General features: G+C 67.3%; 12 protein-coding genes. 6 read left to right on the plus strand and 6 right to left on the minus strand.

The window, feature by feature from the left end; all coding sequences use genetic code 11:
- Positions 1–10 precede the first annotated feature (10 nt).
- Complete coding sequence (locus ACH5AF_RS16390; RefSeq protein ID WP_398902338.1) at positions 11–1,126, minus strand: MAB_1171c family putative transporter; 1,116 nt, start codon at positions 1,124–1,126, stop codon at positions 11–13.
- 3 nt (positions 1,127–1,129) lie between these two features.
- The gene (locus tag ACH5AF_RS16395) at positions 1,130–1,891 is read right to left on the minus strand and encodes a hypothetical protein (protein ID WP_398902339.1); all 762 of its coding nucleotides are present in this window, start codon (positions 1,889–1,891) and stop codon (positions 1,130–1,132) included.
- Between the two features lie 471 nt (positions 1,892–2,362).
- Between ACH5AF_RS16395 and ACH5AF_RS16400 the strand changes: the two genes are divergently transcribed.
- Positions 2,363–2,803: a pyridoxamine 5'-phosphate oxidase family protein gene (locus ACH5AF_RS16400; protein WP_398902340.1), complete on the plus strand. Its 441-nt coding sequence runs from the start codon at positions 2,363–2,365 to the stop codon at positions 2,801–2,803.
- Between the two features lie 183 nt (positions 2,804–2,986).
- On the opposite strand, the gene ACH5AF_RS16405 is transcribed toward ACH5AF_RS16400, so the two are convergent.
- Positions 2,987–3,466: a hypothetical protein gene (locus tag ACH5AF_RS16405; RefSeq protein ID WP_398902341.1), complete on the minus strand. Its 480-nt coding sequence runs from the start codon at positions 3,464–3,466 to the stop codon at positions 2,987–2,989.
- Between the two features lie 496 nt (positions 3,467–3,962).
- Here ACH5AF_RS16405 and ACH5AF_RS16410 point away from each other — a divergent pair, with 496 nt between their 5' ends.
- On the plus strand, positions 3,963–5,429 hold the full coding sequence (locus ACH5AF_RS16410; RefSeq protein WP_398902342.1) for a hypothetical protein: 1,467 nt from the start codon (positions 3,963–3,965) through the stop codon (positions 5,427–5,429).
- A 251-nt stretch (positions 5,430–5,680) separates the two neighbouring features.
- Here the strand turns inward: ACH5AF_RS16410 and ACH5AF_RS16415 are convergent, their stop codons facing one another.
- The 3 genes from ACH5AF_RS16415 to ACH5AF_RS16425 are packed head-to-tail and all read right to left on the minus strand — an operon-like array spanning position 5,681 to position 7,373.
- A complete protein-coding gene (locus ACH5AF_RS16415; RefSeq protein ID WP_398902343.1) occupies positions 5,681–5,995 on the minus strand; it encodes a hypothetical protein in 315 nt (104 codons plus the stop codon).
- On the minus strand, positions 5,992–7,032 hold the full coding sequence (locus ACH5AF_RS16420) for a phosphotransferase enzyme family protein (protein WP_398902344.1): 1,041 nt from the start codon (positions 7,030–7,032) through the stop codon (positions 5,992–5,994). The genes ACH5AF_RS16415 and ACH5AF_RS16420 overlap by 4 nt, the downstream gene beginning before the upstream one ends.
- Positions 7,033–7,037: 5 nt before the next feature.
- Complete coding sequence (locus ACH5AF_RS16425) at positions 7,038–7,373, minus strand: hypothetical protein (protein ID WP_398902345.1); 336 nt, start codon at positions 7,371–7,373, stop codon at positions 7,038–7,040.
- Between the two features lie 57 nt (positions 7,374–7,430).
- On the opposite strand from ACH5AF_RS16425, the gene ACH5AF_RS16430 reads away from it, so the two are divergent.
- The 4 genes from ACH5AF_RS16430 to ACH5AF_RS16445 are packed head-to-tail and all read left to right on the plus strand — an operon-like array spanning position 7,431 to position 13,445.
- Positions 7,431–8,999, plus strand: coding sequence for an integrase (locus ACH5AF_RS16430; RefSeq protein ID WP_398902346.1), 1,569 nt, complete (start codon positions 7,431–7,433; stop codon positions 8,997–8,999).
- Entirely contained in the window at positions 8,996–10,891 is a 1,896-nt protein-coding gene (locus tag ACH5AF_RS16435; protein WP_398902347.1) for a hypothetical protein, read from the plus strand. Before ACH5AF_RS16430 ends, ACH5AF_RS16435 begins: the two co-directional genes overlap by 4 nt.
- The gene (locus ACH5AF_RS16440) at positions 10,888–13,029 is read left to right on the plus strand and encodes a site-specific integrase (protein WP_398902348.1); all 2,142 of its coding nucleotides are present in this window, start codon (positions 10,888–10,890) and stop codon (positions 13,027–13,029) included. The genes ACH5AF_RS16435 and ACH5AF_RS16440 overlap by 4 nt, the downstream gene beginning before the upstream one ends.
- Positions 13,026–13,445: a hypothetical protein gene (locus ACH5AF_RS16445; protein WP_398902349.1), complete on the plus strand. Its 420-nt coding sequence runs from the start codon at positions 13,026–13,028 to the stop codon at positions 13,443–13,445. Before ACH5AF_RS16440 ends, ACH5AF_RS16445 begins: the two co-directional genes overlap by 4 nt.
- The last annotated feature ends 138 nt before the right edge of the window (positions 13,446–13,583 follow it).

Here is a 13,583-nt window from a genome sequence, read left to right on the forward strand (position 1 = left end):
ACTTCGGTGGTTAGGCAGACAGGCGCAGCGCGTCCGACACGGCGATCAGCTGACGGACGTCTGCTTCCCGGTTGTCCTCCTTGGGCACGGCCAGCGGTACCGCCGGACGTGTCGCAAGGGCTCCCTTTCCGATCGTGTTCACGGCGTGCCGAAGGCGGTCCGCCAGCACGGCAGGGGGGAGGTCGAGCACTTCGGTGTCCTCCGACGCGTCGGCCAGGTAAGGGCTGACATCAACCAGCCCGTCACGACACTCCACTATCCGTCGGTGGTAGCGACGGTGCACGCCACGCGCCCGCCACCGGTCCCACAGTTCGGAGGAGGCGGGCTGCAACACGTTCTCGGGATAGGCCTCGGCGAGCAGTTGCCACAGCGGAGCCAGCCGACGGTGGTCACGGCGACGTCGCACCCAGAGCCGCACCGACGTGACCCTCGCGCGGGCCCCCGGATAGGTGACACCCACGAAGAACAACAGGATGGACACCACGAGAAGGAACGCGACACCCGTCATGAGCTGCTGCGGCACGGTCTTGCCGCTCCACCGGATGACGACGAAGACCGCGCGGACGGCGCAGGCCACCGCCATCGCACTGAGACCGATGGCGGCCATCCACAAGCCCGTGGCGTGCGGGCGCCGCGACATGCGGGCATAGCGGCGAGTCCACCGGCCGGCGACGCCGAGCGCGTACATGAGGTACAGGCCGGCGCCAGCGTAGAAGAAGGCTATCTGGGGGATCGTCATGTCCGCCGTGCTGAAGGAACCGGCGAACACGTCGTGCGGCACCGACTGCGCGGCGACCGTGATCGCCGCTGCCACGGCCGCCACGACCAGGGCTTCCCGCCTGGCGCGGAGCCGCCCGGTCTGCTCGTCGGCCGAGTACAGGTAGAAGCACATCAGGAAGTAGACCGTGAGCAGGAGCAGCACGTTCTGGATCAGCTTCGCGGTGCCGTGCCCGGCCACGGTGTCGACGCCCGAGGCACCGCCGGGCATGGCCAACGGATAGGACAGCGCGGCACTCAGCAGGCACAGCGTGACGGAACGAAGCGGCGCGTCATGGGGTGCTCGCGACCACTGGTACAGCTTCCAGACGACGGCAGCGGCGAGGCCCAGGAGAATTACTCCGGTCACGGGTCAGAGCCACCCTCGCCGGTCGCCCAGCGCCGCCTGAACACGTCGGACCGAGGGGTCCTCGGACATCGGGGTGACGTGATCAAGCACCGACGACCACTCCAGGATGATCGTGGCCGAGAGCTCGACAGCGCACTCCTCCCCGTCGTCGTACGAGCACCGACGGGCCACACGCCGGATCAGCGCGGGGTCGAGCACCGGGATCATGCTGGCCCACCCCTCGACGAAGTCGTCCGGGGCTTCCTTCTCCTCCTCGGCCGGCTCGTCCTCAGCCACGATGATGTGGAACACCTCGTGCAGGATGATGTGATCCTGATGCAGAGGGGTCGTTTCCTGCTGGAAGAGGACCACGTCCATCTGCGGCGTGTCGACCCACAGCCCCGACGGTCCGGGCTTCTCCAGCGGAAAAGGCCGCAGGACGATCGGGCGCCCCCGTCTCTCGCCGAGCGCCCGGCACAGCTCCTTCACGTCCAGAGGGGGCTGGATGCCGAGATCCTGAAGCTCTCGCCGTAGCCGACGGTGCAGGTCTCGTTCCACCGTCCGCTTCTGAGCGGTACGCCACCGCCCCAACCGCCGACGGCTCACCGCGCCCTGCGCAGGCACGTTGGGTTCAGCCGCGTCGCGGTCACTTCTTCCCGACCACATCAGTAATCCCCTTCGTACCAGCCGTGGATGGCTCGTCCACGAAGCCGGGCGACGACCGCGCCCGTTTCGAATCAGGTCCAGTCCCCGCCGCACGACGCAGTCGAAAGTGATCACGGTCATCGAGGGCACGTCGATCCAGGCTGCGAACGCCCCGGCCCATGGGCCGCATGGGTGCGCGCCCAAGACTCCCCGCCATCGAAAGTCGCTAGCGCGAACAGGCAATGACGCGACACCAAGTGCCTTCGGCAGGCTTTGGGAACTTCATCGGACACTACGTGAAGCTCACGCCGGGATCTGGCCGGAAGTCGCCTCTCAGGCCGCGACTACCCCCACACAACAAATCGCACCAAATCAGCACAGCCAGATATAGATCATGGTTTTGAACTGGCATTTCTCGCACCTGACGCGCCCACGCCAAGCATCCTGAGGGGCACTAAGTTCGTTACCGATCCGAGATTTTTTCACCACTAATACATGGGGCAAACATCGCCATCAGTGCTTAAATCCCCCGATCCTTGCACCGAGAGGCGAGGTGTGGCCCTAGCCACTTTCAGACAGCCTGGACATCATTCGCGATTAGGCTTCCTGGCCATGCGCACCGAGATAAACCGCCAAGGCGATGACTACCTGGAGTTCTGGAACGAGTACCACCTGTGCACCCTGACAACGCTTCGGCCGGACGGCCGCCCGCATGTCGTGCCGGTCGGGGTCACCGTGGATACCGACGCCGGTATCGCTCGGGTTATCACTCGCAAATCGAGCAGGAAAGTAGCCAACCTTCAGGCAGCGTTGCCCGGTCAAGCCCGCGTCGCCGTCTGCCAAGTGGACGGAGGACGCTGGGCGACACTGGAGGGCACGGCCGTAGTCCGCACGCACCCAGCCGCTGTCGATGACGCCGTGACGCGCTACGGCAAGCGGTACGGGCGAACGCCGGCCCCGGATCCGGAGCGCGTGGTCATCGAGATCACGATCGACCGGGCCATGGGGCATGTCGATGTACCCAAGTCCATGACCACGAACGCTGCGGCCTGACGGAGCTGCGGACCAGCTGCGCGGCCCTGGCCTCCGCTGAGGCGAGGCGGGTCGTCGAGGGTCAGCCTCGGCCAGTCTTCAACATGTGGCTCTATCGATGAGGGTGAAGGTCTGGCGGCACGCCGGGGTGCTGGTGGTTTTCCTCGGCACCATGAGCGGTGGACCAGGGGGCGAAATGGGGCCTTATCCGCCGATCCCGAAGAGCAGCCCCTTGTGATCATTGCTCAGTGAGCGCCGTATGGCGTTGACGAGCCTCACCTGTGCCTGGGCGGGGACCTGCCGGGCTTGCTCGAACTCCTCCGGGCTCAGTGGGTTGCGTACGGGAGTGCGTTCCCCTCGTTCCACCTGGTCCAGGAAGGAGTCGATGGCGCGGCCGAAAACGTCGACCTCCCCAGCAACTTCCGTGGGGGCGACCAGGCTTACGCGCATCAAGGCCGCGCTCCACTCGCCCCAGTCGTAGTCCCAGCCGCGCCGTTCGCCATGCGCTCGCCTTAGCTCCATCGTGAACTTCGCGTAGTGGCTGAACAGCTCCTGATAGGCGGCAAGCTGCTGGTCACGTATCCACTGGCGATCCTGAGCACGGCGGGTAACGATCCCGCCGACCAGCACGCCCGCTGTGGCGGAAAGTGCACCTGCGGCCGTTGTCACGAGCGTGTCCAGCACCGGCCCCCCTGAAGTCCCCGACGTCCCAGCCCTCGACGAGATGAACATACTGATCATCAGCTGTAGTCGGCAACGATCAGTACTCCACCGGTTCAGGGAGCGGACGGCAGAGGCGGCGCCTTTGAGGATGGGGCCCGCTGCGATCGTCAGTCATCAGTCTGTTCGGCCCGGGCCCGCGCACAGGGCCGTCTCACTCAGCTCGGGCCGGCGAGGTCGCTCTCAGCGCCCGGCGGTGGCCGGAGCGGTCTCGGCGGCCGGGGTGTCGTGCAGGGGGCCCGTTCTTCGTTGTCGGTGTGGCGCGAACGCGGCTGTGCCGGCCAGTGTGGTGGCTGGTCGATGTTTAGGGCGGTCAATGCGACGGCGGCGCGCAGCGGAAGCGCACGGGCCTGGAGGCAGCTCACGACTTGGGCAAAGATCGGGTCTGGACGCACTCCCTGCAGCCCCCCGTCTAATCTGCGGGCCGCTGACTCCACCCTCTCGCGCATAGAGTTCCCTCATGGCATCCGCAGGTGAAGATCCCCGGCTCCTCCCTCAGTCGGTGCGCGAGAAGCTTGAGGCGATCGTGTTCGACGCCAATTCCTTTCCTCACGGAGCGCTTCGTCTGAACACGCTCAAGGAATGGGAGCGATGGGCGCACTTGGTGGACCTTGAGGTGTGGCTTCCCGAGCCTGTTGTCTGGGAGCTCGCCGAACATGCGGCCAGTGCATGGACGGAGTTCGAGGCGATCACGAGGAAGGCCAGCAAGGCCCTGACCAACGCTGGCGTCGAGGTGGAAGCACGCTCTGCCCACACAACAAGAGAAGAAGTCATCCGCAAGGTCGAGTCCGAGATCCGCGCACTCGGACCATCGTTGCGTGTCCTGCGACTGGACGGCGATGTCGCCATCGAGGCACTGAAGGACCAGGTGCTGCAGCGCAGGCCGGCCAGGGTCAGGGACAAGGTCAAGACTGGAGCCTCTGACAGCGCATGGCTCCGGCAGGTACTGAAGACGGCAAACAACGACCCCGACAAGTTCGTCATCGTCGGTAGCGACGCCGACGTGTACAAGGCGTTCGAGACGTGGGGGCTCGCCAAGCCCAGGATGGTTCCACTGCAGAACCTCCAAAGGGCGCTGTTCGTTCTCGATGAGCCGGACGCCGACCTCGTAGAGAAGATCTCCAGGTTCCTCCGCGCCGCCGTGGGCTCGCCACTTGAGGGAGGACGAACCCCGGACGGCGATATCGTTCTCGGAGACATCAAAGAACCGGCCGCTCTCGTCGACAACCCATTGGTCGACCAGATCAGTGACGTGGACTTGGTGCGCCTGGAGGCCATCGTCGGACTTAATCAGATCAAGATCAACCACTTGACAGGCGTGGTCAGTGCGCAAGTCTTCCTCTCCCCGGCGGTCGAGTACAGCGGCTTGCTGATTGAGGAAAACGGCACTGTCTGGCCCCAGTCAGGGGCTATCCCGGGCGTCGTGGTCCGCGACGTCATCAACTTCACTCTTAGCGGGGGCGCAGTCATCAAGGCGCAGTCGCAATCAGGCGAAGCCGTGGCGTTCGGCGAGCAGGACAAAGCCTTCGACGAACCGGAAACCGCATTTCAGGAATTCCTTGAGGCGTTGCTGCTCGTGCCTGGGATAGCCCTGGCGCCGGGCACGAGTGAAGCCGTGACGGACCTTGAAGTTGGGGGCGAGCTCACGGTCTTTCTCGGCGATCACACACTGAACGTGACGACGTCCGACACAGACGACGGAGGATGGAGCGCCAGCCTCACACTCTCCGCGGACGGCTGGTCCGAGTCGATGGACCTGTGGTGTGAGTGGGATGCCACTAAGAACCCGTTCGAGATTCCGGACATGTTCCCAGCCTGGATCATCTGCACTGATCTCGCGAGCACTTGGCGTGTTCCCGGCGAGTGGGCGGCTCCGACGTGGATCATTCAGGCTCTGATTTCGGAAGAAGAGGGCCAGTCAACCTAACAAGGTCAGTACCGCGAGCGTCTAATGAACCCGGACTTCCCGAACCTCGACGGTGGTACGAATGTCAGTGAGGAACAGGGCCGGCGCGGTGGGGGTGGGCGGCGTGGATGAACAGCCACCCCCAGGACTGCACGACCTTGAGATGATCGGGCACACGTTCGCCCTCATGCCATGGCCACTCCATCGTGTGGCGGCGGCGGGCCAGTGGACCAATGCGGTCAACAGGGTGCGGAACAGTGAGGCGGTGACGATCACGTCGTCCACGGCCCGGTGTCGATGCGGCGGTTGGGGGATTCCGTAGTGGGCCAGCAGCGCGTCGAGGCCATACGCCCGTAGATCCGGAACGACGTTTGGCGAGCAGCCGCGTGGAACGAGAAGCCGCTTTGTACCGGACCGCGGCTTGCCTCGTGCTTCCGGCCCAGGGCCGCGATCTCAATCGGTCCGGGAGAGGCTCCCTTCGGGGTGGTGCCCTCGAAGTCGATCACTACGAAGCGGGTCTCGCTGAACGCAGCATCGTTGGCGAGACGCAGCTGACTCCTGAAGGTGCTCCCCACGGTCTGCATCACCGACCCTGCCCGAGGGTGCTGAGAGCCGTCTCAAGGTCGTCGAGGCGGTGGAGGAGTCGGCGGATGGTGACCTGGCGCTCGGCCCAGTACCGCTGAAGGTCAACGTCCGCCTCGGTGGGAAGTCCGTACTCGGCCGTCGTGGCGCCGTAGAAGCTGAACAGCATGTACAGCAGCGCGATCCGGGCACAGACTCGTACGTCAGTGAGCGGCAGGTTGGGGTTCTCCGCACGGTAGGCCTCGATCATCCGCAGGGCGCACAGCATCCAGGACGGGCTGTTCGCCACGGTGCGCGGGTCAAAAGCGGCCCGCCCCAACTCCCAGGCCAACAAGCAAGTTTCGCCCTGGAAGTCCAGGATCGCGGTGATCACATCCTCCTGGGCCAGGAGGTTGGTGCGGGTGAAGTCCGCATGCGCGGCCTGGGCCATCAGAATCTCAGGGAGGCCGGCCCGCAACCGTGGCACCTGAGTGCACAGATCGTCACGGCGCTGAGCGAGCTCGACGCGAAGCTGCTCAAGGCGCGGGTCGTGCTGTGCCCCTGCACGGCCGAGTGCCGCCTCGGTTTTGACGAGGGCGTCTTCGACGTGCCCAGTGCGCCATCGGGTCTGGCGGACGCGTGCGGGTGGCGGGTAGGAGGCCAAGGCGCGATGCGTGCGCCCGAGCATCATGCCGATGTGCTGGGCGCGCGGCAAGGTCAACGGCTCGGTCGCGACCCGTCCGGGTGCCTCGTCGGTCACCACCCAGGCCACACCCTCGAACCTGGTGAGAACATCCCCGTCTCGGTCAGGCCAGACCTGAGGGACGGGCACTCTGGCGGCGCGGCAGAACTCCGACATGTCCCACGCCACTTGGGCGTGCTCCAGGTCCGCCAAGGCCCGGTACTGCTTGACGAAGACACGGCGCCCATCGGTCAGAGCCACGCGACGGTTGACGGTCTCGGTGCCCATCGGAACCAGCTTGGCCTCTGCGATGTCGACCCTGTAGCGGTCGGACAGCAGCTTGGCAAGGATCTTGTCGCCGAGGGCGGCTTCCTCCTGCACGCCCGTCACCACCCCTCTGAGCGGCGGGTGCACTCGGCCCGCAGGTTCGCGATCATGGTGTGGGCCTCGTCAACCAGGTCGATGTCGTGGTGGGTCGCGCCCCAGCACACGGAGTCCAGTGCATCGAGTGCGGCGTATGCCGTGCGCGCCTGCTTCTCCTCGCAGGTGAGCGGTCGTCCGTAGCCGCTGTAGAAGGCTGCGGCCAGATCGGGCCGATGATGCAGGACCCGGTAGTGCAGTCGGCTCAGGTCCCGGCGGGCAGCAGGTTCATGCTGTGTCCGCTCGAAGTCGATGATGCGCAGCCGCTGTTCGCTCTCGTCCCACATCCAGTTCTTGGGCATTCTCTAGGCTCTCCAGAGTTGTCGTCCACCTTGCTCATGGATCTTTCTGGAGGAGAAGTGTCGGATCGTTGGGGTGTTGCGTTCTACGACTTCCTGAAGCCGCCGCCGGCCCTGGGCGGGGGTGTGCTGGAGGAGTTCGGCGACCTCCATGAGCGGGCGTCGCGGAACGGGGCTCAGCATGGCACGCCGGTGCTGGTGACGGTCTCGGGCTTTACTGATCCGGGCGTGAATCTGTTCTTTCGTGTCTCGCCGATGGCGGGACGTGGGATCAGAACCTGGCGGCGGTACGCGTACACCTTGGTCGTGTGGCTGAACTTCCTGCAGGTGTTCGGCAGAAGCTGGCGTGACGCCACGGCCCGGGACGTGGAGGCGTTCAAGGACTGGCGGCTCACGGACGTGCGCAACAACGAGCGGATCATGGCAGGGAGTTTCGACGCCGACCGGGCCGCTCTGAACACCTTCTACACGTGGGCTTCCAGCAAGTACGGGCTGCTCAACCCGGTGACGGGGATCTCCCCGGCCTCGGGTACCAGCGGCCGGTCCAGGCAGGAGCTCGGGCCCGGGGGCCGTCGGCGGGAGGGCATCCGGCCGTCGGGCTCCCGCCGGCGTCAGGTGAAGTGGATGCTCCGGGTGCCCTTCGAGCAGTGGCGTGACGTCGGTTTGTGCGGTTACGGCTTCGACGGTGCACGGCGGGCCGGATGGCGCGGGCCGAACGAGGATCGCGACGCGGCTTTCGTCAACGGCCTGTACGGCACCGGGCTGCGTCTTCAGGAGTGGGGCAGCGTCCTTGACGTGGAGCTGCCGCGCTCTTCGACTGCGCGTCTTTCGCGGGCCTGGCTGGCAGCAGCATGCCTGAAGGGGGCGAACGAGGGCCGGTGGTACCGGATCCCGCGTGCGGTGCTGCGGGACGTCGAGGGTTACGCCGATCCGTTGGAAGGCTCGCGGACGGAGGCGATACGCAGGGCCCAGCGGCGGGGCAGCTACGAGCGGCTCGCGTACCTGCGGGTGGTCCGCGGCTACAACGCCCGAAGCCGGGTGCTGTATCTGGAGGGCGGGGGCTCGCTGTCGGTCGACGTGCTGGGCCCCGACGAGCGGCGTCTGCTGTTCCGTCGGACCGCGTCCGGACTCGAGCCGCTGGCGGTGTGGCTCTCGCCGAACGGCCTGCCGAAGAAAGTGGAAGGCTGGGAGGACACCTTCACCGCGGCCAACGAGCGGGTGCAGCTGGTCTGGACAGAAGCAGGTGGCGAGGGGCTGGTGCCGCTGTGGTGCCGTCCGCACATGTGCCGGCACTCGTTCGCGCTCAAGTGGTACTCGTTGCTGTCGGCGGTGTGGCAGCCGCACCTCGACGGGTTCACCGAGCAGGAACTGCTGGACATACGGGAGATGTTCGGCGGCGTGTGGTACGCGCTGTCGCTGTTGATGGGGCATGCGGACCCGGCCACGACGCGGGAGACGTATCTGGAGCCGTTCACCGCGCTCCAGGTCGACTATCTGATGGAGTTGCTGGACGGCGACGAGGCCAAGGGTATCGAGGCGTTGATCCGTACCGTGGCCGAGCGGGGCGGGCGGACGCTGACGGGTGTCGCCCGTCCTGGCGTCCAGCCGTCAGCCGAGGGACCCGCATGAGTGCCGGGGGACGGGGCGGGCGCCAGGCGGCCATGCCGCCGGTGGGGTGGCAGCCGCCGGAGCGGATGCTTGAGGCATCGGGCGGTACGGCGGTGCGCGTCATCGAGCAGTCGGGGGCGCGTTCGCGGGTGTTCGACTTCGCCGATATCCACGACCGTAAAGGCCGGCGGGTGGTGATCGCTGTGGGCCTGCAACGCTGGTTGGCGTCGGCCTTCGCCGCCCGGACCTCGAACCGTTCGGGGGTGACGCGGCTCGGCGCCGCTGAGGGCCTCTATGCGGTGCTGTCCTGGCTGGCCCGGTTCTTCGCGGCCCAGAGCCCTCCCGTCCGGGGGCCGGGCGACGTCACCGCAGATCACGTGCGGGCGCTGTGGACGCATATGGAGGGGCGCAACAACGCCACGCAACGGGATCACCTCTACCGGCTGCGTCTGCTGTGGCGCGATGACGACCAGTTGTCGGACGAGACGCGGGCGGCCCTGTACGAGCAGCCGCTGCCCGAGGTGACGGACATCGTGGATGTGCCCGCGTACGACGACGCGGCCATGCAGCGGATCATGACCGCAGTGCGGCACGACATTCGAGTGGCACGGGACCGGGTCCGGGCCGGGCAGGGTCTCCTGGCGCGCTTTCGCGCTGGCCGGGTGCGGCCCGAGGATGCAGATCATCAACTCGCGAGCCTGCTGGACGCCTTCGACCGCACGGGGGATATTCCGCGTACGGCCAGTGGCTGGCCGGTGCTGGCGGTGAGGCAGGCGGGCGGGATTCGCGAGATTGCCCGGTGGCTGTGCCTGAACTCCCACGAGTTGACCGCGTTCTGCCTGCTGCTGACGGCGCTGACAGCGGAGAACTTCGGCACGGTGGCCGCGTGGCCCGCGGCGCACTACCGGCCGGACGCCGGGATCGAGGGCATCCCGGGGGTTGCCCTGGTCGAATCGTCCAAGCCCCGGCGCGGCCCGGAGCGCGAGCACATGGTGACCCCCGTGGAAGACGTGCCGGAAGACCTGGCCGCGCTCCTGGCGGACGATGATCCAGAACCTCGGCTCTTCCGTTCCCCGCTGCGCGTCTACCAGCTGCTCCTGGAGCTGACACAGGTGGCGCGCCGCCACGGTGGTCATGACCTGGTTCTGGCCGGGTTCCGCGCGACGGGCGCCTCCAGAGAGGGACGCTGGACGCGCGGGGCCGATGCCAAGAACATCGCCCGATGGTCCGCTCAGCATGGCTTTCCCACCAAGGAGCCCACGGCGGAGGGGATCGAGCCGGTGGAGGCCAGACGGCTTCGGCAGACCGGAATCGAACGCAAGCGCCGCCCGGTCGCGCACACCCGGTCCACCATGAACGACCACTACTTGGCCCGCAGCAAGGCGGTCGTCGCCCAGTCCCGCACCGTTGTCGCCGACGCACTGCGCGCCCAGGTGGCCACGGCCCGAGAGCGGCGAAGTGTCCCCGTCCTGCCGGCCTCGCTGGTCGCCCGCGCCGCTACCGATCTGGACGGAGCGGCCCGCGAGGCAGACCTGGACCCGAAGGTTCTGCAGCGCCTGATCACCGGCCAGCAGGACACCGTACTGACGGGATGCGTCGACCACCTCAACAACCCGACCACGCAGCCGGGGCCCTGTGCGGAATCGTTCCTGGCCTGTCTGGGGTGCGAGAACGCCCGAGCACTCCCGCACCAACTGCCCCTGCAGATCGCCGCCCTGGACCAGCTCAACCTCCTGCGAGCCCACGTCGATCCGGCGACCTGGAAGGCCCGCCACGCGGTGCACCAGGAACGCCTGGAGGACCTGGTCGGCCACTACCGCGCATCGGAGCAGGACAAGGCACGCCGCGACCTCACCGAGCCGCAGACACAGATGATCAAGGACCTGATGAGCGGACGGATGGACCTGCGATGACCATGCCCCTGAGTGACGAGGCGGTCGCGCCTTCACCGCTGCAGCGCCTTGCGGACGTCGTCGTCCTGCGCGCACGCCCGCTGCAGCACGGCATCGATCCGGTGTCCCTGTCACGGTTCGCGGACTGGGCATGGTCCCTGGCCGAGGCGCAGCCGGACCAGCACACCCAGCCCATCATGCTGTACTGGTCGACGTTCCCGTCCGCCCTGGTGAACGACTTCAAGGTGTTCACCCTCGCGGCGCTCGACTGCCCCTATCCGCCGGCCCTGAGCAGGATCACGGGACTGGAGCAGGCCAGCGTCGCCACGGTGCTCCTGTGGTTCAAGCGTCTCCGCGTCTTCGCGACCTGGCTGCAGCAGCGCGGCATCGCCCGGCTCCGGGACGTGACCGATCACGATCTCGACCGCTACCTCGACCACGTGCAGGCGATGCAGGCCAGCACCAACACGCGTCGTCAGCTCCTGAACGCCGTGCGCGCCATCTGGGCCTACGCGCCGCAGCTGCCGCCAGAACACCGGATGTCCGTCATGGAACCGTGGCAGGGCCGCTCCCCCGGGGAACTGGCCGAGGACATCAAGACCGGCCGGGGCAACAAGACCCCGAGGATCGAAGCCGCCACCATGACCGCGCTGCTGGACTGGGCGCTGCGCATCGTGGAGGACATCGGGCCGGACGTCCGCGACGCGTGGCGGGAATTCCGGCAGCTGTACACGGGCGAGCATCCCAGCCACCGCCTGTACGACGGGATGCCGCAGACCGAGCGAATGAAGTTCTTCCTCCAGGCCGCGCGTGACGAGGACAGGGAGCTGCCCGGCGACCCGGAGCACCCCGGCACCATCGACTTCAAGTACCTGGCCTGCCTCATCGGGCTGCCCGCGTTGTCGAACTCCCTGTCCGCAGCCTCCCGGTCGCTGGCAGAAGCCGCCGGGCTGTCGGTGGCCGACGGCTTCTTCATCGGCCGTATCACCGGACGGATCGACGGTCGTCCCTGGCGGGAGCGGCCGCTCACCATGTCCGAACTGCCCGCCCTCGTCTGGGTCGTGACCGCGGCTTGCTTCGTCACGGTGTCGTACCTGTCTGGTATGCGTCCTGGTGAGGTGGCCAATCTGCGTCGCGGCTGCCGGGCGGAGGACACCGAGTCCGGGGAACTGCTGCTGCTCGGGCACCGGGGCAAAGGGTACGACCGGAACGCGGCGGAGACGCAGCGGCCGCCAGCCCGTCCCTGGGCTGTCGTCAGCCCGGTGCACCAGGCCATTGCCCTGTTGGAGTCGCTGCACGAGACGGACCTGCTGTTCCCCACCCGTCTGCCGGGCAGCAGCGGGCGCAAGAGCCGCGCGGGCGCGCGGACCTGGGACACCACGAAAACCAACACGGAGCTGAAGCGGTTGCAGGACTGGGTGAACTCCACCTTCACGTCCGTCAGCGGCACTCCTGCGATACCGCCCGACCCGGTCAAGCACCTGCACGCCTCCCGGTTTCGCCGCACGCTCGCCTACTTCATCGTGCGCCGCCCCCGCGGCCTGATCGCCGCCGCGTTGCAGTACGGCCACCTCAAGACGAAAGTGACCTTGAACTACGCCGCGAACGACGACGACTCCTGGCTCGACGACGTCGCCGTGGAGCGCCTCGAGATGGTCCTGGAACAGTCCGAGGACGACTGGACCCGCCTGGAGGAAGAGCACGAGCACATCAGCGGCCCGGCCGCCGCGGAGTACCGCCGCCGCACCGCCGGCGCCGCGGCGTTCCTCGGCCGCACCGTGCGGGCACAGGCCAGTGTGAACCGTCTCCTGGCTCAGACGGACACCGACATTCACCACGGCGAAGCTATGACCTGCGTGCATCGTGCGGAAACCGCGGCATGCCGCAAGGAGAAGCTCCTGCTCGGGCTGCCCGCCGACGACGGACCCGATGAATCACTCTGCCGCAGCACCTGCGTCAACCTCGCCTACACCGACCGGGACATCGCCGAACACCGCACACGCCTGGCCGTCCTGGTCGCGGAAGCACACGATCCGATGACCCCGCGCCCACGCCAGGACCGCGCCGCCGCACAGGCCGACCAGATCCTCGCGGTCATCGAACAACACGAGACGTCGCGGCCAGCAGCCGCACACACGAAGGGCGGTCAGACGGCATGACCCGCAGGAACAGAGACCGGGACGCGGAGCGTGAGGCGATACGAGCCGCCGCGACACGTCTCCTGGCCGGCACGCCCTTTCGCTCGACGGCCGGGAAACTCACCGGGACCGAGCTGATCACCGAGTGCGGGCTACGGCGCGACATCGTCTACGGCGACCACAAGGACCTCGTGGACGAGTTCAAGGCGCGGGCCAAGGCCCAGAACTTCACCCCGCAGGCCGCCCAGCGCATGGCCGACGAAAACGCCGCGTTGAGGGACGCCCTGGCGAAGACCAAGGACGAACTCGCCGCGGAGCGAGAGCGGGTCCGAGCCCTCGTGCGTGCCACAGCCGAGTTGTCACTCGAGCTAGACCAGGCGCGCGAGGAACTGGAAGCAACTCAGCAGGTGACGCGGCTGCCCGGCGCGCGGGGGTGACAGCTCATGGTTTCGGACGTGACGGTGGACGGCGGCGAGGTTACTCAGCATTGGCCCGTCCCGGAGGGGCTGGCCTGGTCGGCGGGTGGGGCCAGAACTCGCTGGAACCGCGTCCCACGAAACGACGGTGGGGCCAGC

Source organism: Streptomyces sp. NPDC018833, from assembly GCF_044390825.1.
In the GTDB taxonomy this organism is placed as follows: Bacteria; Actinomycetota; Actinomycetes; order Streptomycetales; family Streptomycetaceae; genus Streptomyces.

Bases quoted from the DNA above. Each gene is read 5' to 3' on its own strand.
- ACH5AF_RS16395 (WP_398902339.1), bottom strand. From the start codon at position 1,891: ATGACCGTGATCACTTTCGACTGCGTCGTGCGGCGGGGACTGGACCTG.
- ACH5AF_RS16400 (WP_398902340.1), top strand. From the start codon at position 2,363: ATGCGCACCGAGATAAACCGCCAAGGCGATGACTACCTGGAGTTCTGG.
- ACH5AF_RS16410 (WP_398902342.1), top strand. From the start codon at position 3,963: ATGGCATCCGCAGGTGAAGATCCCCGGCTCCTCCCTCAGTCGGTGCGC.
- ACH5AF_RS16425 (WP_398902345.1), bottom strand. From the start codon at position 7,373: ATGCCCAAGAACTGGATGTGGGACGAGAGCGAACAGCGGCTGCGCATC.
- ACH5AF_RS16435 (WP_398902347.1), top strand. From the start codon at position 8,996: ATGAGTGCCGGGGGACGGGGCGGGCGCCAGGCGGCCATGCCGCCGGTG.
- ACH5AF_RS16440 (WP_398902348.1), top strand. From the start codon at position 10,888: ATGACCATGCCCCTGAGTGACGAGGCGGTCGCGCCTTCACCGCTGCAG.
- ACH5AF_RS16445 (WP_398902349.1), top strand. From the start codon at position 13,026: ATGACCCGCAGGAACAGAGACCGGGACGCGGAGCGTGAGGCGATACGA.